The sequence below is a fragment of the Blautia sp. JLR.GB0024 genome (genome assembly GCF_037000545.1).
In the GTDB taxonomy this organism is placed as follows: Bacteria; Bacillota; Clostridia; order Lachnospirales; family Lachnospiraceae; genus Blautia; species Blautia celeris.
Genome location: NZ_JBANBF010000027.1, coordinates 1 through 26,489, shown reverse-complemented (window position 1 = coordinate 26,489; position 26,489 = coordinate 1). Strand labels below are relative to the sequence as shown.

Sequence of the window (26,489 nt, the reverse complement as noted above, 5' to 3'; positions counted from 1 at the left end):
GAGGGGTGGGAATGTCGTTGCACAACCGCCTGAAAGAATACAGGGCAAAACTGGATATCAACCAGCAGGAAATGGGGCGGCGTGTCGGAGCATCCCGGCAGACCATCAGCCTGATCGAGCGTGGAGATTACTCTCCGTCTGTTACGCTGGCGCTTAAAATAGCCAAAGAATGCGGAGCGTCTGTGGAGGATATTTTTTGGTATGTGGAGGACGGGAATGAATAGGAATAGAAAAGAGAAAAAAGGATATCTGGAATTTATGATAATCATTCTGGTCAGTGGTCTCTTCGGCGGTGTCGGAGCTTTAGTCATCGGCGATCACGGCAGGGATGTGGAGGAATTGGGCAGGTTTTTGGAAAGTGTCATTGGCAGGGGCGCCTTTTATCTGATCGTACTTATGTCCATTTTGGGCAGTATTGCCAATATATATATGGTTATGAGTGTCAGAAAGAAATGCCGGGACTGGGATGGAGAGGATGACGAGATAGCGGAACAGATAGAAAAGTACAACAACCGCTGTCAGGGAATCATAACATGCTGTGCTACCATCACAATGGTGCTGAGCGGCGTTAACATTGTCTATGCGTTTCACAGAGCACAGAGTCTGCCCAACATTGTAGTCATGTCAACGCTGTTTGTACTGTACAGTCTGTGGTGTGCTTTTTCAGAGCATCTGCTGGTGGAGCAGACCAAGAAAATGAACCCTGAGAAAAAAGGAAATGCCCTTTCCCTTCATTTTAACCGGGATTGGGTCGGAAGCTGTGATGAACAGGAAAAGGCCAGGATGTATGAAGCGGCCTATATTGTCTACAAAAATTCCTTTGTTCTGTACACAGGAATCTTTATTTTTATGCTGATGCTGACTGTTGCGGTAGACATTGGCGTACTGCCATTTCTTATACTGGGAATTATCTGGACGTTCCAGAATGTTCTATATATGTGCAGCTATGAAAAGAAACGTTAAGAGGTATGAAACAAGGAGGAGTATATGAGTTTAGTAGTGGAAAATCTGACGAAGCGGTTCGGAGAAAAAACCGCGGTTGACCACCTGTCTTTTTCCATGGAGACACCGGGGGTATTTGGCCTTCTGGGAACCAATGGAGCCGGAAAGACCACAACGATCCGGACAATACTGGGTATCATGGAAGCTGATGAGGGGAAAGCCCAGTGGAACGGCAGGAAAATTAACAGGGAGACGCTGGCTTTCGGTTATCTGCCGGAGGAGCGCGGCATCTATATGAAGACAAAGGTTCTGGAACAGCTTGTCTATTTCGGCATGCTCCGGGGCATGAAGCGGGAAGCAGCGAAGAAGGCGGCTCTTGGCTATATGGAACGCCTTGAGGTTATGGAGTATAAAAACATGCCGGCCGAAAAGCTCTCAAAAGGAAACCAGCAGAAGATCCAGCTCATCTCTGCGATCATCCACAACCCAAGGCTTGTTTTTCTGGATGAACCATTCTCGGGTTTGGACCCGGTGAACGGAAAGATGCTCAGGGATCTGGTGTCTGAGCTTGTGGACGAAGGGAAATACATTATCCTGAGCACCCACCAGATGGAGACTGTGGAGGAATATTGTAAGAATCTTCTGATCCTGAACCGTGGCAGAACAATCCTGCAGGGTAATTTAAAAGAGATAAAGTCAGCCTTTGGGCATACAAATCTATGCGTCACAGTCAATGCAGATGTGGATGGAATGGCACAGGAGGAAGGCCTTCAGGTCTTTGAAAAACGTGCCGCTGAGACAGAGTATAAAATTGACGGAGATGAGATGGCACACAGATTTCTGAAGAGAATGCTGGACGCGGGAATCTATCCCGACAAATTTGAAATCAGGGAACCATCTCTACAGGAGATTTTTGTCAGAAAGGCAGGGGAGACAGAATGAGACAGATAACAACCGTATTTGCATATACCTTAAAAGAGGCTGCCAGAAAGAAGGCCTTCATTGTATCTACCGTGATCATTATGATCATGGTGCTGGCCCTGTGTCTGGCCCCCCGTATTATTTCCGCAGTGAAGGGCAGCGGGGAGGAAGAACAGACCGGTACGGAAAATTCCGCAGAACAGGCGGCTGTAAGCGATGACGCGGCCATCTGCTATCTGGTTGACCAGACAGGGATTTTTGAGAAGAATCTGGATACCCTGAAAAGTGTATATCCGGACAGGAATTTTAAGACAGCGGCAAAGGAAGAGGAGGAAGGTATCCGCAGCGATATCAGGGAGAATGAGAACAATTCTCTGATCTCCATTGAGGAGAAGGACGGTCTACCCTATATCCGTGTGGTGAATGCCAATTTCATGAAGGGCATAAGCTCCCAGAAAATATCGGATATCTGTAATAAAATATGGCAGAAGAATATCCTGGAGGAGAGCGGTGTTGACGGTGAAACCATAGCCAGGTCCACCATTTCCCTGCCATACACGGAGGAAGCAGCAGGTGATATGGACATTACAGGTTATATTCTGGGTCTTGCTGTGGTATTTATCATGTTTTTCGCAGTATATTATTATGGATACGGCGTGGCTATGTCCGTGGCGTCTGAGAAGACATCACGTGTGATGGAGACCCTGGTCGTCTCTGCAAAGCCGTCCAGGATCCTGATCGGAAAATGTCTGGCAATGGGTGTACTGGGACTTCTTCAGATGGTGGGGATCATTGTCTTTGCCCTTATATGTTATACCGCTTTTGTTCCTTCCAATTTTAACATAGGCGGAGTGCCCATTGATTTTTCAAGTATTACGCCGTTCACCCTGTTGATCTTACTGGTTTATTTTGTCCTCGGATATTCCCTGTACGCAGTGATGAACTCTGTGTGCGGCGCGGCTGTGAGCAAAGTGGAAGATTTGAATTCTGCCATGATGCCTGTGATGTTCATCAGCCTTGGAAGCTTTTATCTGGGGTATTTCACAGCTATTGCAGGAGGCGGAAGCAGCGGACTTACCAAGTTTGCCATGTACCTGCCGTTTTCCTCCCCCTTCTCTGTGCCGTTCACTCTTCTGACCGGAGGGATGAAAGCCGGGGATCTGGCAGTCTCCATGGGACTTCTGCTCATCTTTATCCTTGTGATCGCAGCAGTGTCCATAAGAGTGTACAGCGCCTCCGTTCTGCATTATGGGAACAAGCTGAAAATGAAAGAACTTTTGAAAATGAGATAAAAGGATATGATAAAAAAGAGGGAGCAGTCAAGATGGCTGTTCCCTCTTTTAAAATAAAAGAGATGGTCAAAGATTATTGTAACTATTCAGCCAGCTGAATAGTTACGGGTATTCGCCCATTAAAAATCGCTTCGCGATGGGGCGAATACCTGCCGCCACTACTCTTTTGCACGGTCAGCGCAGTAAATGCGCTGACCTGACTGAACAGTTACAGATTATTTTACTTTGGAAAGTGCTGCATTGTCGGCAACGATGGTCACATCCGGGTGAAGCTGCAGAATGGATGCAGGAACCTGGGGTGTGATAGGTCCATTGATGATCTTGTTCAGGATTTCCGCTTTGTCCTCACCGCTTACCACAACAAGGATCTTCTTTGCGCTCATGATGGTGCCGATTCCCATGGTGTAAGCCTGTCTCGGTACGTCGGATTCTTTTTCAAAGAAACGCTTGTTGGCCTGGATGGTGCTCTCTGTCAGGTCAACACAATGTGTGATCTTCGGGAAGTCCTCTGCTGGCTCGTTGAAGCCGATGTGTCCGTTGTGGCCAAGGCCCAGAAGCTGCAGGTCAATACCGCCTAAGTCACGGATAATCTGCTCATACATCTGGCAGGCCTGGTCACTGTTCTCCTGCAGTCCGTCCGGCACGAAGGTGTGGTCCTTGCGGATATTTACATGGTCGAACAGGTTTGTGTTCATGAAGTAACGGTAGCTCTGGTCATTTTCCGGGCTTAAGCCTCTGTATTCATCGAGATTGCAGGAGGAAAGTGTGGAGAAGTCCAAATCTCCGTTTTTATACCATTCCACCAGGTTCTTATATGTGCCCACCGGTGTTGATCCGGTAGCCAGACCGAGAACGCAGTCAGGTTTTAATACAATCTGAGCAGCAATGATGTGTGCTGCCTTTTTGCTCATTTCATCGTAGTCTTTTGTTCTGTAGATTTTCATAACACATTCTCCTTTATTGCGAGCCCCCATTGAACCGTGCTCTTTTTCTTCATTATAATATGAATAGTCTTGTAAAACAATGATAAAATTCTGAAAGAAGTTTCAGAATTATGGCCTTTCGGCAAGCAGCTTGATGGATGAGGCATATTCGGAAGGGGTCATGCCTGCAAGCTTTTTAAACTGCCTGGAAAAATAATGGATGGAAGTATAGCCGAGAAAGTCTGATATCTGGGTGAAATTGTGATGGTTCTCCCGTATGAGCTGTTTGGCCAGCTCGATTTTAAGCCGTGAGAAATATTCAATGACACCGCACTGGTTCTGCTCCCGGAAAAGTTTTTGAAGCTGGGAACGCCCGATGAGGTTTGCCCTGCAGATCTCGTCAATGGTCAGATGTTCGCGGATATGTTCTTCCAGGTAAGTGGTGATCCGCTTATAAATGATGGCATCGTTTTTCTGCTTGATGGATTTGACAACAGCAGGCGCTGTGCTGCGGCCTTTCATCTGCTCTCTCACAAGGTGTATGAGGAGCTGCTCCAGATAAAGCTTGATGAGCTGTTCTGAACCGAATGCAGCTTCCGGGAGCCGCTCCATATGTGTGGTATACGGGTCATCAAGCGGTGTGGCGATGCATCGTCTTGCCTCATAGATGATCTGGGCCATGAGATAGCGGGCTGTCTCACTGATATCTGTGATCAGTTCCTCAAAATACTGCATAGCCGGAGAGTTACATTCAAATGAAATGACCACCAGGTTTGGCGCGATCCGGCCATTGGCCTTCAGACTGTGGAATTCATTTGGTTTGTGGAAAGCGATCTGTCCCCTTTTCAGTGTGTGGGGCCGGTCACCTGCCATGATATCTACCTCTCCCTTGTCAACGCAGAGAAATTCCCAGAAATTATGGGATTCACCGGGAAAGCTAAAGTCACTCATATATTCAAAATAGTGTATGGTGACAACTTTGGAGATACTGATATCTTCTCTTAATTCAAGACTTTCAAACGGCATAAGACACCTCCATAGCATGAATACATTATAAAACAACTTTTTCAGAAAAACCATACAGTTTCGTCAGTTGGACTATTACGGAAAAAAAACAGCAAGAAATGCAGGGGGTGCTGTCTATAATCAGAAATATCACCAGGTCAAAACAAAAACCGCATTTGTACAATCAGATTGCATTTCCAGTAAAAATATTATGTCTGCCTGTAGAATATAACTTGTCAAATTTAGATGCGCTTACTCTATTTATAGTGTTATATGCATAAAAAAATCGTCAAAAATTGTAGATTTCTGCAGAAAAATATAATTTAAGAATTTATTAAGATAAATAACATATCAAATTGTGTAAAGAACAATCGTACAAATATGGTATACTGAAAAAGTGTATCTTTCCATTGCTTTTACATGTGGTGAAAAAAAAGGATGTGTAGTATAATGGGTAACAGGCAGGAACAAAGAGATAACCTGCATCCGGAAAATGCATTCGTAAGGAGGAGCAATGAAGATGAAAGAACCGGTATTAGTAGTTATGGCAGCAGGGATGGGAAGCCGTTACGGCGGCCTGAAACAGATTGACCCCATTGACGAACAGGGGCATATCATTATGGATTTTTCCATCTATGACGCAGTGAAGGCAGGATTTAAAAAGGTAGTATTTATAATAAAGAGAGCCAATGAGAAGGATTTCCGTGAGGCGATCGGTGACCGTCTGAGCAGACATATCCAGGTGGAATATGTATTCCAGGAGCTGGAGAATATTCCGGAGGGATTTTCAGTGCCCGAGGGCAGGGTAAAACCCTGGGGAACCGGACACGCGGTACTTAGCTGTATGGACGTGGTGGATGCGCCTTTTGCAGTCATCAACGCAGATGATTACTACGGTGCCCATGCCTTTCGGATGATCTATGATTACCTGACCACACATGAGGACAATGACAAATACCGTTATACCATGGTTGGCTATGTGCTGGAGAATACTCTCACGGAGAACGGACACGTGGCAAGAGGCGTCTGCGAGACAGACGAAAACCATTATCTTGTGGGAATCCATGAGAGGACCCATATTGAGAAGCGGCCGGATGGAGCGGCTTACACAGAGGATGAAGGCAGAACATGGACAGAGATTCCAAAGGGAAGCACGGTTTCCATGAATATGTGGGGCTTTACAGCCAGCATACTGAAAGAGCTTGGAGACAGATTCCCCCTGTTCCTTGAGAAAAACCTGCAGAGCAATCCCATGAAGTGTGAGTATTTCCTGCCCTCAGTGGTGGGTGAGCTGCTGGCAGAAGACAAGGCTACAGTGGAAGTCCTCAAATCCATGGATAAATGGTACGGTGTTACATATAAAGAGGATAAGCCGGTGGTAGTTGCTGCCATCAGAACATTAAAAGAAAGCGGCCTCTATCCGGAGAAACTTTGGGAGGAATAACAAGTGAGCGGCGAGGAACTGATACGCAGAGAGGTAATTGAGAACTTTGCATTTCCGGGAAAGCTGGTGGAGGAGATTCCATACGGCAGCGGACATATAAATGATACCTTCCGTCTGGTATTTGAGACGGAGCAGGGCAGGAGGAGATATATCCTCCAGAGGATGAATAAGAGTATTTTCCACAAACCTGTGGAGCTGATGGAGAATATTGTGGGTGTCACATCCTGGCTCAGGAAGAAGATTCTGGCAAACGGCGGAGATGCCGACAGGGAGACCCTGAACATTATCCATGCCAGGGACGGAAGGCCTTATTATCTGGACCGTGCCGGTGATTACTGGAGAGCGTATCTGTTCATCGAGGGCGCAAGCTGTTATGACAAGGTGGAGAACAAAGAAGATTTCTACCAGAGTGCAGTTGCTTTCGGGCATTTCCAGGGAATGCTGTCGGATTATCCGGCAGAGACCCTGCACGAGACGATCGTAAATTTCCACAACACGGCAAGCAGGCTTGAGGATTTTAAGGCGGCCGTGGAACGTGATACCTGCGGTTACGCCGGCAGCGTGCAGAGGGAGATCCGGTTTGTGCTGGAGCGGGAGAACCTGGCCCATGTGCTGGGGGAGCTGCAGGCTGAGAAGAAGCTGCCTCTTCGAGTGACCCACAATGATACAAAGCTCAACAATATTATGATAGATGATAAGACAGGCAGGGCAATCTGTGTCATTGACCTGGATACGGTAATGCCGGGACTGGCAGTCAATGATTTCGGGGATTCCATCCGTTTCGGCGCCAGCACTGCGGATGAGGATGAGAAGGATTTGTCCAAAGTCTCATGTGACATGGAATTGTTTGAGCTGTATACAAAGGGATTTGTGGAGGGCTGCGCAGGCAGTCTGACAGATAAGGAGCTGGACATGCTGCCCATAGGCGCCATGGTTATGACATATGAATGCGGAATGCGCTTTCTGGCCGATTATCTGGACGGGGACATTTATTTCAAGACACACCGGGAGGGTCATAATCTGGACCGGTGCCGTACACAGTTCAAGCTGGTTGCGGATATGGAGAAAAAGCTCTCAGCCATGAATGCCATTGTAGATAAATACAGGTAGAGAAAAATTTTCCTTTTCTTTTCAGGAAAAAAGTGTTAAAGTAGTTATGAACAGAAAATATGTTTTAAAACAGGATAGTTAGAAGGAGGAGTTGTAAAATGGCAATTTTAGTGACAGGCGGTGCTGGTTACATCGGAAGCCATACGGTAGTGGAACTGCAGACTGCAGGATATGATGTAGTGGTACTGGACAACCTCAGTAACTCCAGTGAGAAGTCTTTACAGAGAGTGGAGAAGATCACAGGCAAACCGGTTACCTTTTATAAGGCAGACATTCTTGACAGGGATGCACTGAATGCTGTTTTCGAGAAAGAGAGTATTGATTCCTGTATCCATTTTGCAGGGCTGAAGGCTGTAGGGGAATCTGTACAGAAACCCTGGGAATATTATGAGAATAATATTGCAGGAACCCTGACTCTGGTGGATGTCATGAGAAAACATGGCGTAAAAAATATCATTTTCTCATCCTCCGCAACCGTATACGGGGACCCGGCTTTTGTGCCTATCACAGAAGAGTGTCCGAAAGGACAGTGCACCAACCCTTATGGCTGGACAAAATCCATGCTGGAGCAGATCTTAATGGATATCCAGAAAGCTGATCCGGAATGGAATGTAGTGCTTCTGCGTTACTTCAACCCCATCGGAGCCCATAAGAGCGGCATGATCGGAGAGAACCCCAACGGAATCCCTAACAACCTGATGCCATATATCACACAGGTAGCTGTGGGTAAATTAAAAGAACTGGGCGTATTCGGCAATGACTATGACACCCCGGACGGAACCGGCGTGCGCGATTACATACATGTGGTAGACCTGGCAAAGGGCCATGTGAAAGCCCTGAAGAAGATTGAGGAGAAAGCAGGCCTGAAGGTTTACAATCTGGGAACCGGCATCGGCTACAGCGTTCTCGACATTGTGAAAAACTTTGAGGAAGCAACCGGCGTAAAAATCCCGTATGTGATCAAAGACCGCCGTGCAGGCGATATTGCCACCTGCTATTCCAGTGCAGAGAAAGCGGAAAAAGAACTGGGATGGAAAGCGGAATTCGGGATCAAGGAAATGTGTGCGGATTCCTGGAAATGGCAGTCAAACAATCCGAACGGTTATGAGGAATAAAAAATAAGATTTTTATATAAAAACAGCACCCCATGCAGAATATGGTGTGCTGTTTTTATGCTTGGTTTTAATATAATCTTTTGTGTTCGTAGACCGGTTCACAGGTAAGCTGCACAGACAGCTTCTGGAAAATAGTCCTGTCCACAGCGGACAGCATCACAGAGGAATGTACCTGGCAGCCTTTCAGCTTTGGAAGCTGTTCCAGTGCTTTCTTAGCTACATCGCTGGTTGCAGCGGAGCTTGAAAGGGCGATAAGCACCTCATCTGTGTGCAGGCGAGGATTCTTGCTTCCGAGATAGGCTGTTTTCAGCTTCTGGATAGGCTCAATGGAGGCCGGGGAAATAACATGGGTCTCATGAGGTATCTCTGCCAGCTCCTTTAAGGTATTGAGCAGCAGTGCAGCGGAGGCGCCCAGCAGATCGGAGGTCTTTCCTGTGATAATGCGGCCGTCCTCCAGCTCCAGCGCAGCGGCAGGGAATCCTGTCACTTCGGCTCTTAAAAGAGCCGCTGATGTGACCTTGCGGTCTTCTGTGGAAATATGGGCCTGTTTCATGAGAAGTTCCAGCTTGAAAACTTCCTCCTGTGTGCGGGTCCCTTCAGCCTGGCCGTCAATGGCCTGATAGTAACGGCGGATGATTTCCTGTTTAGAGGCTTCCCTGCAGGCTTCGTCGTTAATGATACAGTTTCCTGCCATATTGACACCCATATCAGTTGGGGACTGATATGGGCACTGTCCGAAGATGCGCTCGAAGATTGCACTCAGCACAGGGAAAATCTCCACATCTCGGTTATAGTTTACCGTAGTTTCACCGTAAGCGTCCAGATGGAAGGGGTCAATCATATTTACGTCATTCAAGTCTGCTGTCGCCGCTTCGTATGCCAGGTTTACCGGATGCTTCAGCGGGATATTCCAGATTGGGAAGGTCTCGAATTTTGCATAGCCTGCATGGACCCCTCTTTTGTGCTCGTGGTAGAGCTGGGACAGACAGGTGGCCATTTTTCCGCTTCCGGGACCGGGTGCTGTGACAACCACAAGGGGTCTGGTGGTTTCAATGTATTGGTTTTTGCCGTAGCCTTCATCACTGACGATGAGGGGAATATTGCTGGGGTATCCTTCTATGGGATAGTGCAGATAAACTTTGATGCCCAGTTTTTCCAGCTTGTCTTTGTATTTATTGGCGCTGTTCTGCCCGGAATACTGGGTGATGACAACGCTTCCCACATAAAAGCCTCTGCCTCTGAAGGCGTCTATCAGGCGGAGCACATCAATATCATAAGTAATGCCTAAATCCCCGCGGACTTTATTTTTCTCAATATCACCGGCGCTGATAACAATAACGATCTCTGCGTGATCGCTGAGCTGCATCAGCATGCGAAGCTTACTGTCAGGGGCAAAGCCGGGCAGAACCCTGGATGCGTGGTAGTCGTCAAAAAGCTTTCCGCCGAATTCCAGATACAGTTTGTTGTCAAACTGATTGATCCGCTGGCGGATGTGTTCTGACTGCATGGACAAATACTTGTCATTATCAAATCCGATTTTCATTTTTTTCTATGCCTCTATTCTACAAAATATTGGGGTATGTGATGTCGCCTTCCATAGTATACTACAAAAGATAGAGGAAATTCCAGTAGCTAAGGGAAAAATATATCATTTTGTTCAGATTACACAGAATAACAGGGAAATTAACAAAAGTTTTATAAATGTGTCGGCTTTTTCACAATCTTCTTATTGATTTATCAAGCCCCAATCCGTATAATAGAAGAGATAATAATAGGAGGAAAGAGATGGATCAAAACCAAAATAGAAACCAGGACCCAAATAAAAAAAGTCCTCAAAATAAGCAGTCCCTTTTGGTGCTCCTTATTTGTATCATAGTCATGCTGCTCTGTATGAATATGATGACAAATATAGGCAAAAAAGATACCAGCAAAATTGATTACAGTGAATTTATCACAATGCTGGACAAAGGGGAAGTAGAGAGTGTAGTTCTGAAATCCGATACTCTGACAGTTACCCTGAAGCATGGTACTGGCATGGCAACGCAGACCAAGACGGTTACACTGATGGAGGATTTGAGTGAACTTACCAAACGTCTTGAAAAAGCAGGTGTTAAAAGTTTTGACAAGGAGCAGCCCAACATAGCAGGAGAGCTGATATACAGCCTGCTGAGTATTTTGATACCGGTTGTTTTGATGGTTGCCCTGTTCAGCTTTATGTTCCGCCGGATGAATAAAGGCGGCGGTATGATGGGCGGCGTCGGCAAGAGCAAGGCCAAAGCCTATGTGCAGAAAGAGACCGGAGTCACCTTCCGGGATGTGGCAGGCCAGGATGAGGCCAAGGAATCTCTCCAGGAGGTGGTTGATTTCCTTCACAATCCGGGGAAATACACGGCCATTGGTGCCAAGCTGCCCAAAGGTGCCCTGCTGGTAGGCCCTCCGGGAACCGGTAAGACGCTGCTTGCCAAGGCAGTGGCCGGAGAAGCCCATGTTCCGTTTTTCTCCCTGTCCGGTTCGGACTTTGTGGAAATGTTCGTAGGTGTGGGTGCCTCCCGTGTGCGGGATCTGTTTGAGGAAGCCAAGAAAAATGCCCCGTGTATCATCTTTATTGATGAGGTCGATGCCATCGGAAAGACACGTGATACCAGATTCGGCGGCAATGATGAGCGTGAACAGACATTGAACCAGCTTCTGGCTGAGATGGATGGATTTGATACATCAAAAGGTCTTCTGATCCTTGCGGCAACCAACAGGCCGGAAGTATTGGACCCGGCACTTCTGCGTCCGGGACGTTTTGACAGACGCGTTATCGTAGACAGGCCTGATCTGAAGGGCAGGGTAAATATTCTCAAAGTACATGCAAAAAGCGTCTCTCTGGATGAGACCGTGGATCTGGAGGCGATTGCCCTTGCAACGTCAGGAGCTGTAGGATCTGACTTGGCGAATATGATCAATGAGGCAGCTATCCTGGCTGTCAAGAACGGCAGAAAGGCAGTTTCCCAGAAGGACCTGCTGGAAGCCGTGGAGGTAGTACTGGTAGGTAAAGAGAAGAAAGACAGGATCTTAAGCGCAGAGGAGCGCAAGATCGTCTCTTACCATGAAGTGGGCCATGCTCTTGTGAGCGCGCTCCAGAAGGACTCCGAACCGGTTCAGAAGATCACCATTGTACCGCGTACCATGGGTGCACTGGGGTATGTCATGCATGTGCCGGAGGAAGAGAAATTCCTGAATACCAGAAAAGAGCTGGAAGCCATGCTGGTCGGATATCTGGGCGGCCGTGCGGCAGAGGAGATCGTGTTTGACACTGTGACTACAGGTGCCGCCAACGATATTGAACAGGCTACAAAAGTGGCCCGTGCCATGATAACCCAGTACGGCATGTCTGACCGTTTCGGTCTTATGGGACTTGCAGATACCCAGAGCCAGTACCTGGACGGCCGCGCGGTGTTAAACTGCGGCGATGCAACAGCAACAGAGATTGACCATGAAGTGATGAAGCTTCTGAAGGTTTCCTACGATGAGGCGAAACGCCTGCTCAGTGCCAACAGGGAAGCGCTTGATAAGATCGCTGATTTCCTGATCCAGCGTGAGACGATCACAGGCAAAGAGTTCATGAAGATTTTCAGGGAGATCAAGGGAATCAAGGAGCCGGAGGAGAAGAAACGTATTGCTGAAAAAGACGGATCTTCAGCAGCCCCAGCGATGAACGTACCGGCAGATGCGCAGAATGGGACAGCAGGAGATGCAGCAGCTCCGGCAGCCCCGGCGATAAACGGGCCGATGGATGCGGAGAACGGGACAGCAGCTCCCGCAGTTTCGGAACCCGAGCAGAATCCCGTGATTCACACCGTGTCAGGAAGCACAGCGGAAGAGGAAGAAAAAAAATAATCGTACACCTGTTCCTTTTAACAGGAGGATATGATAGAATAAAGGAAGTTATCGCATGGCGGTAACTTCTTTTTCTTTAATATTTCCGGGCAGACAGATATTTTTACAACCGGAAGCTGTGAGGAGGAATACATGTTTAACATAGAGGAAGAACTGAAAAAGCTGCCGGCCAGGCCCGGTGTCTATATCATGCACGATGCTGACGACACCATTATCTATGTGGGCAAGGCCATCAGCCTGAAAAACAGGGTGCGCCAGTATTTTCAGGGCAGCCGTAATCTGGGAATCCGTAAGGAACAGATGGTGGAGCAGATCGCCAGATTTGAATATATCATCACAGATTCCGAGCTGGAGGCTCTGGTCCTGGAGTGCAACCTCATAAAAGAACACACACCAAAATACAACATTCTATTGAAGGATGACAAGACGTATCCCTTTATCAAAGTCACTGTGGGGGAGGATTATCCCAGGATACAGATCGTCCGCAGAGTGAAAAAAGATAAATCCCGCTATTACGGCCCCTACTCCAGCGCAATGGCGGTGAAAGATGTGGTGGAGCTTACCACAAAGCTCTACCGCCTCAGAACATGCAGCAGAAATCTTCCCAAGGATATCGGTAAGGAGCGCCCCTGTCTCTATCACCAGATCCATCAGTGTGACGCGCCCTGCCAGGGATATATTTCAAAGGAAGAATACAGGAAAAAGGTGGATAAGCTGCTGGATTTCCTCAACGGAAACCACAGGGAAATCTTAAAAGAACTGGAAGAAAAGATGCTGGCAGCCTCCCAGGAGATGAATTTTGAGGATGCTGCCCAGTACAGGGATCTGATACAGAGTGTAAAGCGGATCGGGGAGAGGCAGAAGATCACAGACCAGCATGGGGAGGACAAGGACGTTGTGGCGGTTGCCCAGGATGGAGAGGACGCAGTGGCGCAGGTATTCTTTATCCGCGGCGGCAAGCTCATAGGAAGGGATCATTTCTACCTGAAAGTTGCCAAGGAGGACCAGCGGGCCCAGATCATTTCCAGCTTCCTGAAACAGTTCTATGCGGGAACACCCTTTATTCCAAAAGAAATCATGATCCAGGAGGAGATTGAGGACCGCGAAGTGATCACTCAGTGGCTGGAAAAGAGAAAGGGAAGGAAAGTGCACATACGGATTCCGAAGAAAGGAACCAAGGAAAAGCTGGTGGAGCTGGCCCAGAGGAACGCAGAGCTTGTACTCAGCCAGGACAAGGAGCGTATCAAGCGTGAGGAGGGCAGAACCATCGGTGCTGTGAAAGAGATTGCCGGCAAACTGGCCCTGCCGGGATTGGAGCGGATAGAGGCCTATGATATTTCCAATATCAGCGGATTCCAGTCTGTAGGTTCCATGATCGTCTATGAGAAGGGTAAGCCAAAACGCAGCGATTACCGAAAATTCCGTATCAAATCTGTGCAGGGACCAAATGACTATGCCAGTATGGAAGAAGTCCTGACCCGGCGTTTTGTGCACGGCCTGGATGAGCAGGAAGCCAGGAGAAAGGAAAATCTGGATGAGGAGTTCGGCAGTTTTACACGTTTCCCGGACCTGATCATGATGGACGGCGGCAGGGGGCAGGTCAATATTGCCCTGGAAGTGCTGGACAAACTGAACCTGCAGATTCCGGTCTGCGGTATGGTAAAGGATGATAAGCACAGGACCAGAGGTCTGTATTTCAACAATGAGGAGATTCCCATAGACAGGGACAGCGAAGGTTTTAAACTGATCACCAGGATTCAGGATGAAGCCCACCGTTTTGCCATTGAATTCCACCGATCCTTAAGAAGCAAAGGGCAGGTACATTCCATTCTGGACGATATCCCCGGTATTGGGCCGACCAGAAGAAAGGCGCTTATGAAGCAGTTCCAGGGGCCGGATAAGATGAGGGAGGCATCCCTTGAGGAGTTAAAGGCAGTTCCTTCCATGAATGAGCGGGCAGCGGAAGCTGTTTACCGTTTTTTTCATGAGGAACAAGAAAAAAAGGAATAGTTTGGACAGGCTTGTTGAACTTCCAAATGCCTTATGATAAACTAAATAGGAAGAATATGAAAAGGAGAGCGTGCCATATGAAAGGTGTAGAACTGAAAAAGCTGATACAGGAACTAAGACTGTATAATAAGACACCGGATATTGATATTTCCAAAAAAAGAATCACCACACCGGATATTAACCGTCCAGCACTGCAGCTGACAGGGTATCTGGAGCATTTTGAGAATGAGCGGGTACAGATAATCGGATATGTAGAGTACACATACCTGCTTCATCTTGGACGTGAGAAGAAAATAGAGGCTTTTGAGCGTTTTGTCTCCAGCCAGATTCCCTGTGTGATATTCAGTACCATGACGGAGCCCGATGAAGATATGCTGGATCTGGCTATGAAATACGAGGTGCCCATTCTGGTGACAGAGCAGACAACCTCCACATTTATGGCTGAGATCATCCGCTGGCTGAATGTACAGCTTGCGCCGTGTATTTCCATCCACGGTGTTTTGGTGGATGTATACGGTGAAGGTGTGCTGATCATGGGTGAGAGCGGTATTGGAAAAAGTGAGGCAGCTCTGGAGCTTATCAAGCGGGGACATCGCCTTGTCAGTGATGACGTGGTGGAGATCCGTCGTGTCAGTGATGTGACGCTGGTAGGTTCAGCGCCGGATATCACCCGCCATTTTATCGAACTGCGCGGCATCGGAATCATTGATGTGAAGACCCTGTTCGGTGTGGAAAGCGTGAAGAACACCCAGTCTATTGACCTTGTCATCAAGCTGGAGGAGTGGAACAAGGACAGAGAATATGACCGTCTGGGTATGGAGGAGGAATATACAGAATTTCTTGGCAACAGAATCGTATGCCATTCTCTCCCTATCCGTCCGGGCAGAAACCTTGCTGTCATAGTGGAATCCGCGGCTGTTAATCACAGACAGAAAAAGATGGGCTATAATGCGGCACAGGAGCTGTACCGCCGTGTACAGGAGAATATGGCAAAGAAGAGAAACGAGGAGGACGAAGACTGATGACTGCATGGTGTTTTGGAATAGATCTGGGAGGAACAAGCGTAAAATGTGCACTGTTTCAGACAGACGGCACAGTGGAAGAGAAGTGGGAGATCAAGACCCGCGTGGAGAACGAGGGGAAAGAGATCCTTCCTGATATAGCAAAAACCATTCTGGCTAAGATGGAAGAGAAGAAAATCGCGAAAGAGGATGTAGCCGGCGTGGGAATCGGAATCCCCGGACCGGTAGATGAGAACGGAGAGATCGCCTGTGCGGTAAATCTTCACTGGGGCAGAAAAAACATTGAAAAGGAACTGGCAGAACTGACAGGTCTTGTGGTAAAAGCCGGAAATGACGCCAATGTGGCAGCACTGGGCGAGATGTGGAAGGGCGGCGGTCAGGGCTCTAAAAACCTGATCTTGGTCACTCTGGGAACCGGTGTAGGCGGCGGTATCATTGTCAATGAAAAAATGGTCACAGGCGCACACGGGGCCGGCGGCGAGATTGGACACGCATCTGTGGAGATGGAGGAAGAGGAGGCTTGCAACTGCGGTAACAAAGGGTGTCTGGAACAGTATGCTTCAGCAACCGGAATCGCAAGACTGGCGAGACGTGCCATGGCCTCCGGCCAGGAAGAATCCGTACTGCGCAGTATGGAGAATGTGACAGCAAAGGATGTGTTCGATGCCTATAAGGACGGAGACGCGCTGGCAGCGAAAGTGGTAGATCAGTTTGCACGCTATCTGGGCAATGCACTGGCTATCTTCTCCTGTGTGGCTGACCCGGATGTGATCGTGATCGGCGGCGGGGTTTCCAAGGCCGGACAGGTCCTGATCGACTGTGTTGAAAAGTATTTCAGACAGTATGCATTTACAGCCTGCAAGGATACAAAGATCAAACTTGCGACTCTGGGCAATGATGCGGGAATCTATGGCGCAGCGAAATTGATCCTCAGCAAATAATAAAAGGGAATAAAAAAGCATTTCCAATCGGATTAGGTTGGAAATGCTTTTTTTTATGCGTTATTCTGTCTCGCCGCCGCCGGGGTCCTCGCCGCCTCCCTCAGGGGGAGCCGGTGTGTCCGGGTTATCCGGTGTATCCGGAGTATCGGGCGTATCAGGATTGTCCGTAGGTGTGTCGCCTCCGGGGTTATCTGTCGGTGTGTCATCGGGATTATCCGTTGGTGTGCCGCCGTTGTTATCCGTCGGCGGATTGCCGTTGTTGTCTGTTGGCGTATCCGTCGGTGTATCGGAAGGCTCATTGCTTTCCTCTGCAGGCGGCGTGTATACTTTATTGGAGTGTACATTACACCGCTTCTTCGGAATTTCATCTGTTTCAAAATACTCCGTGATAGTAGGGCAGGCATAATTGGGAAGAAGTCCTGTCTCACTGCAGACGGTAGTTTTTTCTACGGTTGCCGGCATCTTGAAGTCTGTATCTGTCTTGTCCTCGTGAAGCCTCTGCATGACCTTGCGCCATAAATCCTGATGATAGGTTCTGTAATCGCCGGAAGGCAGTTTCGTGTTGTCATCATATCCTGACCAGACTGTGCAGGTGTAATACGGTGTATAGCCTGCAAACCAAAGGTCATTATAACCCTCTGTGGTACCTGTCTTACCGGCAACATGCATGTTGTTAAGCTGAAGCCTGGTACCGGTACCGTGGTCCACAACATCCTCCATAGCGCTTGTGAGCAGATAGGCGGTGCTGGGTTTGATGACTTTTGTCTTCTCCGGTGTGTTGTCAAGGAAGACATTGCCGTCCTCATCCAGAATCTTGGTGTAGAACATAGGCTTGATATAAGTTCCGTTATTGGCGATCGCCGCATAGGCAGCGGTCAGTTCCAGATTGCTGACACCCCTTGTGATACCGCCCAGAGCGGTAGGCTGTCCGATATCAGAGTACACCTTTCCATCCACAGTCATGGTGTCCACAATGGTGGAAAAGCCGAATTTCAGCAGATATTCATAAGCAAGCTGAGGGGTTACATCTGTGATACATTTTACTGCCACAACGTTGACAGAATTAACGATGGCTTCCCGGATGGTGGTAGGGCCGCCAAAGCTGCCTGTCAGCCAGTTGTTTACCGGTTTGCCGTTTACATATTCATAATATTCATCGTCATAGACGGTTGCCAGTGTCTTGCCGCATTCGTTCAGCGCCGGTGCATAAGTGGAAACAATCTTAAAAGTAGAACCGGGCTGCCTTACCGTTCTGGTTGCTCTGTTCAGCGATAAACTGGTGGCCTTTTCACCGCGTCCTCCCACGATGGCTTTCACATATCCTGTGTGCTGATCCATAATGCACATGGAAGACTGAGGCTGAGGCGTAAAATACTTCTGCTCCGCAATGACGGTGCTTCCATCTTCGGTCTTGGCTGCTTTAAAGGTTTCTATATAGGATTCTGCCTGTTCCTGGCTGTCAAAGAGAAGAGAAAAGTTCGGGTCCTGCTCCTTGAAATAAGAGGTCATCATTTCCTTACTGAAATTTTCTTCTGTTCCATCCGGATGCGCGATAGTCAGTGCGTAATCAAGCCCCACCTGCGTACCTGCAGGGAAGTTTTCCGGATTGCCGTATTCCTCATCGCAGATCTGCTGAACCTGCGGGTCCTGTGTTGTATAGATACGCAGACCGCCGCTGTACAGGGCATTGTAGGCCTGCTGTTCGGAATAACCCTTCTGTGTCATCAGATCGTCGATCACCTGTCTTGTCAGCTCGTCAATGAAGTAGGAATAAGTATCGTCCTCCTCAGAGGATTCGGATTCCACTGCCTGGATCCGGTCATAGACATTGTCTGCCAGACATTCATCATATTGTTCCTTGGTGATATAACCCTGGTCCAGCATATGTTCCAGGACATCTTTACGCCTTTTTGCATTTTCCTCCGGGTTCACTGCCGGGTTGAAACGCGTGGGGTTCTGGCTGATACCAGCGATCACTGTGGATTCTGAGAGCGTCAGTTCACTGACGTCCTTATTGAAATAGCCGTGTGCGGCGGCCTGTACACCATAATTGCCATTGCCCAGGTTGATCGTATTCAGATAGCTTTCCAGAATCTTGTCCTTATCCTTCAGCTGTTTTTCAAGCTGGATAGCCAGGTACTGTTCCTGGAATTTACGTTTGAAACGCTCTACCACAGACTCATTGGTCCAGTCTTTGAATACATTGTTTTTCAGAAGCTGCTGTGTAATGGTACTGGCACCCTCTGAGAAATGAAAACCACTGGTGATACCCTTTACCCCCGCACGGACAATACCGCGCAAATCAATACCATTGTGTTCATAAAAACGTTCGTCCTCAATGGCGACTACTGCATGCTGCAGATCCAGAGGAATTTTATCAATAGTGACCGGCATACGGTTGGAATTAGGTGCTGTCAGTTTCTGAAGCTGATTGCCGTCAGAATCATAGACAAAGGTTGCTGAACCGATTGGCATAATATTAACGTCCTCAATATCCGGCGCATTATCCAGCAGTCCCTTGAAGGCACCAAAACCTACGCAGCCGCCGATTACCATAATGGCAATCAGGGAAATGAAAATGATGCGTATAAAAGAAACGTGTGCTTTCTTCCCCATCATAGTGGAGCGGGAGGAAAGCGAGTTGCGCTTCTTGTCAGTCGCACGTTTTCCAAAATTCATGTAGTTTGCCTCCTTTTCCTGATTATATACCATACCCATACCGTCTATACAAAATACGGCCGAACAATGGCCTGTCCATTCTGTTTTCCGGTAAAGATAAGAGGGCAATATAAGCAGTATACGTCCCTATTATAGCAAAATGGCATAGCGAAATAAAGTAGAACTTATAAATTTAATGGAATTTAAGAGAAATGTTATAACTTTAAAAATACATTTTTATCAGCCACTACCCGCATGTTCCGATTTGTGATATGATAATCCCAGACAAAATTCTGCCCCATGCAGGAAAAGGAGGACCCCCATGCTGGAACAATACAACACGATTTACGAGGGCGGCGAGGGAGAAATTATTGAGAAAAAATCACGTTTCATCGCCACCGTAAGACTGGTAAAAACCGAGGAGGAAGCCTTAAGCTTCATAGAAGAAATGCGCAAAAAATACTGGAATGCCACCCACAACTGCTATGCCTATGTCATAGGCGAGCGCAAAGAAACCATGCGCTGCAGCGATGACGGAGAGCCTTCAGGTACAGCCGGCAAACCCATGCTGGACGTCCTTTTAGGCGAGGATCTCTACAATACAGCCGTAGTCGTCACCCGGTATTTTGGCGGCACACTGTTGGGAACCGGCGGCCTTGTCCGAGCTTATTCAAAAGCCGTCCAGGAAGGTTTGGCCTGCAGCCGCATCATCACAAAACACCACGGCATTCTCCTGGAAATCGGCACAGACTACAACGGTGTCGGCAAACTTCAATACCTTTTCGGCCAGCGCGGCATCCCCATCACGGATTCCCGGTACACCGAGGATGTAAAGCTCCAGGTCCTGGTCCCCAAGTCCGAAGAGAATGCAGTAAAAAAAGCCGTGACAGAAGCCACCAGCGCCCGTGCCTCCATCACAGATCTAAAAGAACTCTATTATGCCTCTCTGGACGGCGAATACCTCACCTTTGAAGATTAAAAATACCCTGTCTGCAGTCCGGAATCAATCCGGCGCAGACAGGGTACTTCTTTTACTTCTTAAAATTTCTCAGGCTCAGCGTACTCCTCGCCAAAAGTTTCCACAGTCATACTCTGAATCGTCTGCGGCTCCATGGGACGATCACTGTAATCTGTCCGGACTTCAGCGATAGCGTTCACCACATCCATTCCTTCCGTCACCTTACCGAAAGCAGCATACTGCCCGTCCAGATGCGGAGCATTCTCATGCATAATAAAGAACTGGCTTCCGGCAGAGTTTGGATCCATAGCGCGCGCCATAGACAAAACGCCGGCATCATGCTTCAGATTGTTTTCAACTCCATTTCCGCTGAACTCTCCCTTAATAGAATATCCTGGACCACCCATTCCATTTCCCTGCGGACAGCCACCCTGAATCATAAATCCACGAATCACCCGATGAAACACCAGTCCATCATAAAAACCCTTCTTTACCAAACTAATAAAATTATTCACAGTATTCGGCGCAACATCCGGATACAATTCCGCCTTGATCACGCCCCCATCTGCCATAGTAATCGTAACAATAGGATTAGCCATATCAAAAATCTCCTTTTAAACATTTTTCTCTATTATAATCTCTAAAAATAAAAGGTGCAAGAAATTTCTTTTTTACACTTGTGGCGCAAAAGATTATATTATATTATAACTTATAGTATCTTTACAGAAAGATAAGCGAGACAATCTATGTTATATATTAAATTTCCGCAATAACTACAGCTCCACGAAACCATTACCTTCAACATTCAAACCTACCGCCTGAGAACACCAGGGGAAGCCGTTGGGAGGGGCCGGGCGTGTGATGGGGGGAGCGATGTATAGTGGAGCGGGCAAAAGATCCACCTGCCCCAGACACTTAATGAGGAAGCCTCTGCTGACGAATTTAGTGACTGGGAGCAGGTTAGCTTCTGCCCAAGCGCAACGCTTCGCTCCCCCCATCACACGCCCGGCCCCTCCCAACGGCTTCCCAGTCCCCTTCTCACACAAAAAAAGGAGCCACCCACCAAATGAAAACAATAGAAACCACCACCCCAAAAGAAACATTTAACCTGGGCCAATCCATCGCCCAAAAAGCCACCCCCGGCCAAATCTACACCCTAAACGGCGACCTGGGCACCGGCAAAACCGTCTTCACCCAGGGCGTAGCCAAAGGCCTCGGCATAGAAGAACCCGTCAACAGCCCCACCTTCACCATTGTCCAAATATACGAAAGCGGCCGCCTCCCCTTCTACCATTTCGACGTCTACCGCATCGGTGACATCGAGGAGATGGAAGAGATCGGATACGACGATTACTTTTTCGGTGAAGGCATCTGCCTCATCGAATGGGCAGAGCTGATCGAGGAACTTCTTCCCCCGGATGTCATAAAAATCACCATAGAAAAAGACCCATCCAAAGGTTTTGATTACCGCAAAATAACCATAGAAGGTTTAAATGAATAAGGAGATGAAAGAACAATGAAAATCTTAGCCCTAGACAGTTCCGGCCTGGTAGCATCCGTTGCCGTGGTGGAAGACGATATACTGGTAGCGGAATACACAATGAACTACAAGAAAACCCATTCCCAGACCCTGCTTCCCATGCTGGACGAAGTAAAAAAAGCCATATCCCTGGATTTAAATTCCATTGATGCCATAGCAGTAGCCGCCGGCCCCGGTTCCTTCACCGGCCTCAGAATCGGCTCCGCAACAGCCAAAGGTCTGGGCCTTGCCCTGGACAAACCCCTCATAGGCATCCCGACCGTAGACGCCCTTGCCTACAACTTGTACGACACAGCCCCTGATACTCTGATCTGCCCCATCATGGACGCCAGGAGAAAACAGGTCTACACAGGCATCTATTGTTTTGATAACCACGCCTTAAAAATTTTGAAACCCCAGGACGCTGTCCCTATGACAGAGCTTATAGAGGAGCTGAACCGAACCGGAAAATCCGTCATTTTCCTGGGCGACGGCGTACCTGTATACAGAGAGCTTATAGAGGAGACCTGCCATGTCCCCTATTCCTTTGCCCCGGCTCATATAAACAAACAGAGAGCAGCCGCTGTGGCAGCGCTTGCCCAAATCTACTATAAAGAAGGGAAAATGGAGGACGCTGCTGACCATCAGCCCGATTACCTCAGAGTATCACAGGCTGAGAGAGAACGCGCAGCCCGCCTTGCAAAAGAAGAAAATGCTGATCATTAGAGATATGCGCCCCGAAGACACAGCGGCAGCCGCACAGATTGAGGCGGAAAATTTTTCACGCCCGTGGAAGGCATCCGGCTTTCTGGATGCAGTGCAGTCTGTAAGTGCTGTTTACTTCGTGGCAGAACTTGACGGCGTTGTCACAGGCTATGCAGGTATGTGGACAGCTCTGGATGAAGGTGAGATCACCAATGTCTCCGTGAAATCTTCCTGCTGGGGACAGCATATAGGAAGACAGCTTGTAGAGGCACTTCTGGAGGCCGGCAGGAAAGCAGGGGTCTCCTCCTTCTATCTGGAAGTACGCCAGAGCAACGAAAGAGCGATTTCCCTGTATCGTTCCTGCGGGTTTGAGGAAGCAGGATTGAGAAAAAATTTCTACGAGGCGCCCACAGAACACGCTGTCGTAATGTGCAAAAGATAGCAGAACTGCTATCTTTTTCTATATCTGCAACTGTTTCCCACTGGGCTTTTACACACATTTTCTGTATAATGACAGAGAATAGACAAGGAAGAGAAAGAATCTGGCGTACAAGCTCAAGGCAGGAGGATAAAGACTATGCGAAAATACGAAAAAAAGGAAACGGGCATGCTCACAGAGCTATACTGCAACCGCTGCGGGAAAAAACTGCACGTGGAAAACGGTATAGCCATGGAAGGGGTACTCCCTGTTGACATAGCCTGGGGATATTTCTCAAAAAAGGATACACAGCGCCACCAGTTTGACCTGTGTGAAGACTGCTATGATGAAATTATCCGCGGGTTTGCCATACCTGTTGATGAGAAAATTGAAAAGGAATTGTTGTAGTGGAAAAAAATGTGTGCTAAGATAGAAGCGCAGTCAACAAAGAAATGAAGAGAAATGAGGAAATGACAGATGCTGGATGTTTGTCTGTTGGGCACAGGAGGCATGATGCCGCTCCCAAGGCGGAAACTCACCTCACTTATGACCCGCTATAACGGCAGTAATTTTATGATAGATTGCGGCGAAGGCACACAGGTCGCAGTAAAAGAGAAAGGATGGAGTTTCAAGCCGATCGATGTGATCTGTTTTACACATTATCACGCTGACCATATCAGCGGGCTTCCGGGACTCCTTTTGACCATGGGAAATGCAGAGCGGACAGAACCGCTGACACTGATTGGCCCCAAAGGGCTGGTACGTGTTGTTCAGGCTCTGCGCGTGATCGCTCCTGAACTTCCCTTTGACATACAATATATAGAACTGACACAGCCGGAGGAACAGATGGAAGTCTGTGGATACCATATCACGGCATTCCGTGTGAATCACAATGTAACCTGCTATGGATACTCTATTGAAATTAAGAGGGGCGGCAAATTTGACGCTGCCCGTGCAAAAGAACAGGGGATTCCGCTGCAGTGCTGGAACCCGCTTCAGAAAGGGCAGATTGTTGAAGCAGACGGTAAAACATATACGCCTGATATGGTTTTAGGCCCTGCAAGAAAAGGAATCAAACTGACCTATACCACAGATACCCGTCCTGTAAAATCCATTGCGGAACATGCCAAAGACTCCGATCTGTTTATCTGCGAGGGCATGTACGGAGAGCAGGATAAAGAGGAGAAGGCCAAAGCTCACAAGCATATGACTTTCAGGGAAGCAGCACTTCTGGCAAAAGAAGCGCAGGTAAAAGAGCTGTGGCTCACACACTACAGCCCATCCCTTGTACGCCCGGAGGAGGCTCTCCCCGAAGCCGCGAAAGTATTTCCCAATACGATTGCAGCCCGGGACAGGCAGTCCGTGGAACTGCAGTTTGAGGAAGAATCATAAGGCATCCCGGGCATTGCCGGTGAGTTTTGTGAAAAAGGAGAATGTAAAATGGAGAAGAAAAATGAGGATGTACTGATCCTTGCAATAGAAAGCTCCTGTGACGAGACTGCCGCCTCTGTGGTGAAAAACGGCAGGACCATATTATCCAATATCATATCGTCCCAAATAGAGCTGCACAAATTATACGGAGGAGTTGTTCCTGAAATAGCCTCCAGAAAACACATTGAAAAAATTAACCAGGTCATTGAGGAAGCGTTAAAAGAGGCGGACGTGACCCTGGACGATTTAGATGCCATAGGCGTCACATACGGACCGGGTCTTGTAGGCGCGCTGCTTGTAGGGGTGGCTGAGGCAAAAGCCATCAGTTTTGCAAAAGACATTCCGCTTGTAGGTGTGCACCACATAGAGGGGCATATTTCAGCGAATTATATTGAACATCCGGATCTGGAACCGCCGTTTTTGTGCCTGGTGGTTTCCGGAGGACATACCCATCTTGTGATCGTGAAAGATTACGGGGAGTTTGAAATCCTGGGCAGGACAAGAGATGACGCCGCAGGTGAGGCATTTGATAAAGTGGCAAGAGCCATTGGGCTTGGTTATCCGGGCGGACCGAAGATAGACAGGCTTTCCAAAGAGGGAAATGCCTATGCCTTTGATTTTCCTAAGGCGAAAGTGGACGAGGCGCCATATGATTTCAGTTTCAGTGGTGTCAAATCAGCAGTGCTGAATCATTTGAATAAATGCAGAATGCAGGGCGAAGAGATTGTGGCGGCAGATGTTGCGGCCTCTTTTCAGCGTTGTGTTGTGGAAGTGCTTGTGGAACATGCTATCGCAGCAGCAAAAGACTATAAGATAGACAAACTGGCAATCGCAGGAGGGGTGGCTTCAAACAGCGGCCTTCGCACAGCCATGGAGGAAGCCTGCAGAAAACATAACATTGGTTTTTATCATCCGTCTCCTATTTTCTGCACAGACAATGCCGCAATGATAGGAGTGGCAGCTTATTATGAATATCAAAAAGGAACCAGACACGGTCTTGACTTGAATGCGATTCCAAATCTGAGGTTAGGAGAGCGCTGATGAAATCCACCGCAATTGTGCTGGCAGCAGGCCAGGGAAAGAGAATGAACAGTAAAGTACAGAAGCAGTTTCTTCTAATTAAGGGGAAACCGGTCCTGTATTACAGCCTGTCCTGTTTCCAGAACAGCAGGGAAATTGAAGAAATTATTGTTGTTACAGGAAAAGACAGTATAAATTTCTGTAAACAGGAAATTATAGAAGCATATGGTTTTTCTAAAGTGAAGGCAGTGATCGCCGGCGGCAGAGAACGCTATGATTCTGTCTATGCGGGACTGTGCGCCTGTGAGGACAGCGATTATGTATTTATACACGATGGGGCAAGACCCTTTTTGACAGAAGATATGATCAGAAGGGGGAAAGAAGCAGTTCTTGCCAGTGGTGCCTGTGTCATCGGTATGCCTTCAAAAGATACCATCAAAATCGCAGATGAGAACGGAATGGTGGCGTCTACACCCAGCAGAAGCCTGGTGTGGAACATTCAGACGCCGCAGATTTTTTCATACACTGCAATTCGGGAAGCTTATGAGAGGGCGCGGCAGCAGAATATGGCGGATATCACGGATGATGCCATGGTAATGGAGCGCTTTGGAAACATGAAAATCAAGCTGGTAGAGGGTTCCTATGAGAACATAAAAATCACCACGCCGGAGGATATTCTTGTCGCAGAGAAAATTTTGGAAAAAATTCAAAAAATCTATTGACAACTTCCGACATAAGTGATAAGATACCACTTGTCGCTGACCGAGTGATAGATATGGAGAGATATCGAAGTGGTCATAACGAGGCGGTCTTGAAAACCGTTTGTCCGCAAGGGCGCGTGGGTTCGAATCCCACTCTCTCCGTTCCCGAAAGCAAATATCGAGAACGAACCAGAGGGGTGAGTTCAAGATTGGTTATGATGCTTTTGGATATATAAATGAATATTTGATTGATTCAGCCTGGAGAAGTACCCAAGCGGCTGAAGGGGCTCCCCTGGAAAGGGAGTAGGTCGTTAATAGCGGCGCGAGGGTTCAAATCCCTCCTTCTCCGTTTTCTCTTAGAAAAATAAGAGAAAAAAGTTGTTGACAAACGACAGAAGATGTGATAATCTATTATAGCTGTCGCGAAAACGGCAACATCCGACAGAAGAAAAAACTTCTATAAAAAATA

At 47.9% G+C, this 26,489-nt stretch carries 24 protein-coding genes and 2 tRNA genes; 21 read left to right on the top strand and 5 right to left on the bottom strand.

Going from position 1 to position 26,489, the window contains the following annotated elements; all coding sequences use genetic code 11:
* Positions 1–11 precede the first annotated feature (11 nt).
* The 4 genes from V8Q34_RS26435 to V8Q34_RS26420 are packed head-to-tail and all read left to right on the top strand — an operon-like array spanning position 12 to position 3,155.
* Positions 12–224, top strand: a complete 213-nt coding sequence (locus tag V8Q34_RS26435) for a helix-turn-helix transcriptional regulator (RefSeq protein WP_033140734.1) — start codon at positions 12–14, stop codon at positions 222–224.
* A complete protein-coding gene (locus tag V8Q34_RS26430) occupies positions 217–963 on the top strand; it encodes a DUF3169 family protein (protein WP_033140733.1) in 747 nt (248 codons plus the stop codon). The genes V8Q34_RS26435 and V8Q34_RS26430 overlap by 8 nt, the downstream gene beginning before the upstream one ends.
* Positions 964–987: 24 nt before the next feature.
* A complete protein-coding gene (locus tag V8Q34_RS26425; protein ID WP_033140732.1) occupies positions 988–1,884 on the top strand; it encodes an ABC transporter ATP-binding protein in 897 nt (298 codons plus the stop codon).
* Positions 1,881–3,155: an ABC transporter permease gene (locus tag V8Q34_RS26420; protein ID WP_317430474.1), complete on the top strand. Its 1,275-nt coding sequence runs from the start codon at positions 1,881–1,883 to the stop codon at positions 3,153–3,155. Before V8Q34_RS26425 ends, V8Q34_RS26420 begins: the two co-directional genes overlap by 4 nt.
* Before the next feature lie 215 nt (positions 3,156–3,370).
* Here V8Q34_RS26420 and nagB read toward each other — a convergent pair whose 3' ends face one another.
* On the bottom strand, positions 3,371–4,099 hold the full coding sequence (gene nagB, locus V8Q34_RS26415; RefSeq protein ID WP_033140730.1) for a glucosamine-6-phosphate deaminase: 729 nt from the start codon (positions 4,097–4,099) through the stop codon (positions 3,371–3,373).
* A 108-nt stretch (positions 4,100–4,207) separates the two neighbouring features.
* On the bottom strand, positions 4,208–5,104 hold the full coding sequence (locus tag V8Q34_RS26410; protein WP_033140729.1) for a helix-turn-helix transcriptional regulator: 897 nt from the start codon (positions 5,102–5,104) through the stop codon (positions 4,208–4,210).
* Positions 5,105–5,603: 499 nt separating this feature from the next.
* On the opposite strand from V8Q34_RS26410, the gene V8Q34_RS26405 reads away from it, so the two are divergent.
* The 3 genes from V8Q34_RS26405 to galE all read left to right on the top strand — a co-directional run bounded on the left by V8Q34_RS26405 (position 5,604) and on the right by galE (position 8,752).
* Positions 5,604–6,527, top strand: coding sequence for a nucleotidyltransferase family protein (locus V8Q34_RS26405; RefSeq protein WP_103731803.1), 924 nt, complete (start codon positions 5,604–5,606; stop codon positions 6,525–6,527).
* A 3-nt stretch (positions 6,528–6,530) separates the two neighbouring features.
* Positions 6,531–7,637 carry a phosphotransferase gene (locus tag V8Q34_RS26400; protein WP_033140728.1) on the top strand — a complete coding sequence of 369 codons (1,107 nt, stop codon included), beginning with the start codon at positions 6,531–6,533 and terminating at the stop codon, positions 7,635–7,637.
* Between the two features lie 98 nt (positions 7,638–7,735).
* Positions 7,736–8,752 (top strand): UDP-glucose 4-epimerase GalE, encoded by a 1,017-nt coding sequence (gene galE, locus V8Q34_RS26395; protein WP_033140727.1) that lies wholly within the window; start codon positions 7,736–7,738, stop codon positions 8,750–8,752.
* Between the two features lie 67 nt (positions 8,753–8,819).
* On the opposite strand, the gene V8Q34_RS26390 is transcribed toward galE, so the two are convergent.
* Positions 8,820–10,295, bottom strand: coding sequence for a DUF1846 domain-containing protein (locus V8Q34_RS26390; protein ID WP_335836599.1), 1,476 nt, complete (start codon positions 10,293–10,295; stop codon positions 8,820–8,822).
* 242 nt (positions 10,296–10,537) lie between these two features.
* Here V8Q34_RS26390 and ftsH point away from each other — a divergent pair, with 242 nt between their 5' ends.
* The 4 genes from ftsH to V8Q34_RS26370 all read left to right on the top strand — a co-directional run bounded on the left by ftsH (position 10,538) and on the right by V8Q34_RS26370 (position 16,610).
* On the top strand, positions 10,538–12,637 hold the full coding sequence (gene ftsH / locus V8Q34_RS26385) for an ATP-dependent zinc metalloprotease FtsH (RefSeq protein WP_335836598.1): 2,100 nt from the start codon (positions 10,538–10,540) through the stop codon (positions 12,635–12,637).
* 132 nt (positions 12,638–12,769) lie between these two features.
* Positions 12,770–14,647 carry an excinuclease ABC subunit UvrC gene (gene uvrC, locus V8Q34_RS26380; protein WP_033140724.1) on the top strand — a complete coding sequence of 626 codons (1,878 nt, stop codon included), beginning with the start codon at positions 12,770–12,772 and terminating at the stop codon, positions 14,645–14,647.
* A gap of 77 nt (positions 14,648–14,724) precedes the next feature.
* Entirely contained in the window at positions 14,725–15,669 is a 945-nt protein-coding gene (hprK, locus tag V8Q34_RS26375; protein ID WP_033140723.1) for an HPr(Ser) kinase/phosphatase, read from the top strand.
* Positions 15,669–16,610, top strand: a complete 942-nt coding sequence (locus tag V8Q34_RS26370) for an ROK family glucokinase (protein ID WP_103731797.1) — start codon at positions 15,669–15,671, stop codon at positions 16,608–16,610. The genes hprK and V8Q34_RS26370 overlap by 1 nt, the downstream gene beginning before the upstream one ends.
* 60 nt (positions 16,611–16,670) lie before the next feature.
* Here V8Q34_RS26370 and V8Q34_RS26365 read toward each other — a convergent pair whose 3' ends face one another.
* Entirely contained in the window at positions 16,671–19,289 is a 2,619-nt protein-coding gene (locus tag V8Q34_RS26365; protein WP_033140721.1) for a PBP1A family penicillin-binding protein, read from the bottom strand.
* A gap of 301 nt (positions 19,290–19,590) precedes the next feature.
* Here V8Q34_RS26365 and V8Q34_RS26360 point away from each other — a divergent pair, with 301 nt between their 5' ends.
* The gene (locus V8Q34_RS26360) at positions 19,591–20,247 is read left to right on the top strand and encodes a YigZ family protein (RefSeq protein WP_033140720.1); all 657 of its coding nucleotides are present in this window, start codon (positions 19,591–19,593) and stop codon (positions 20,245–20,247) included.
* Between the two features lie 59 nt (positions 20,248–20,306).
* Here the strand turns inward: V8Q34_RS26360 and V8Q34_RS26355 are convergent, their stop codons facing one another.
* Complete coding sequence (locus V8Q34_RS26355; protein ID WP_033140719.1) at positions 20,307–20,825, bottom strand: peptidylprolyl isomerase; 519 nt, start codon at positions 20,823–20,825, stop codon at positions 20,307–20,309.
* Between the two features lie 467 nt (positions 20,826–21,292).
* Here V8Q34_RS26355 and tsaE point away from each other — a divergent pair, with 467 nt between their 5' ends.
* The 9 genes from tsaE (at position 21,293) to V8Q34_RS26310 (ending at position 26,369) form a co-directional block, all read left to right on the top strand.
* Entirely contained in the window at positions 21,293–21,727 is a 435-nt protein-coding gene (tsaE, locus tag V8Q34_RS26350) for a tRNA (adenosine(37)-N6)-threonylcarbamoyltransferase complex ATPase subunit type 1 TsaE (protein ID WP_033140717.1), read from the top strand.
* 15 nt (positions 21,728–21,742) lie between these two features.
* On the top strand, positions 21,743–22,471 hold the full coding sequence (gene tsaB / locus V8Q34_RS26345) for a tRNA (adenosine(37)-N6)-threonylcarbamoyltransferase complex dimerization subunit type 1 TsaB (RefSeq protein ID WP_244807320.1): 729 nt from the start codon (positions 21,743–21,745) through the stop codon (positions 22,469–22,471).
* Positions 22,458–22,892 carry a ribosomal protein S18-alanine N-acetyltransferase gene (gene rimI, locus V8Q34_RS26340; RefSeq protein WP_033140715.1) on the top strand — a complete coding sequence of 145 codons (435 nt, stop codon included), beginning with the start codon at positions 22,458–22,460 and terminating at the stop codon, positions 22,890–22,892. Before tsaB ends, rimI begins: the two co-directional genes overlap by 14 nt.
* Before the next feature lie 135 nt (positions 22,893–23,027).
* Positions 23,028–23,276, top strand: a complete 249-nt coding sequence (locus V8Q34_RS26335; protein WP_033140714.1) for a hypothetical protein — start codon at positions 23,028–23,030, stop codon at positions 23,274–23,276.
* Positions 23,277–23,345: 69 nt separating this feature from the next.
* Positions 23,346–24,260 carry a ribonuclease Z gene (locus V8Q34_RS26330; RefSeq protein ID WP_335836597.1) on the top strand — a complete coding sequence of 305 codons (915 nt, stop codon included), beginning with the start codon at positions 23,346–23,348 and terminating at the stop codon, positions 24,258–24,260.
* Positions 24,261–24,308: 48 nt separating this feature from the next.
* Positions 24,309–25,340 (top strand): tRNA (adenosine(37)-N6)-threonylcarbamoyltransferase complex transferase subunit TsaD, encoded by a 1,032-nt coding sequence (gene tsaD / locus V8Q34_RS26325; RefSeq protein ID WP_033140712.1) that lies wholly within the window; start codon positions 24,309–24,311, stop codon positions 25,338–25,340.
* Positions 25,340–26,041, top strand: a complete 702-nt coding sequence (gene ispD, locus V8Q34_RS26320; RefSeq protein ID WP_033140711.1) for a 2-C-methyl-D-erythritol 4-phosphate cytidylyltransferase — start codon at positions 25,340–25,342, stop codon at positions 26,039–26,041. The genes tsaD and ispD overlap by 1 nt, the downstream gene beginning before the upstream one ends.
* Positions 26,042–26,096: 55 nt before the next feature.
* Positions 26,097–26,182 (top strand) — tRNA-Ser (locus V8Q34_RS26315).
* A 98-nt stretch (positions 26,183–26,280) separates the two neighbouring features.
* Positions 26,281–26,369, top strand: a tRNA-Ser gene (locus V8Q34_RS26310).
* Positions 26,370–26,489: the final 120 nt, after the last annotated feature.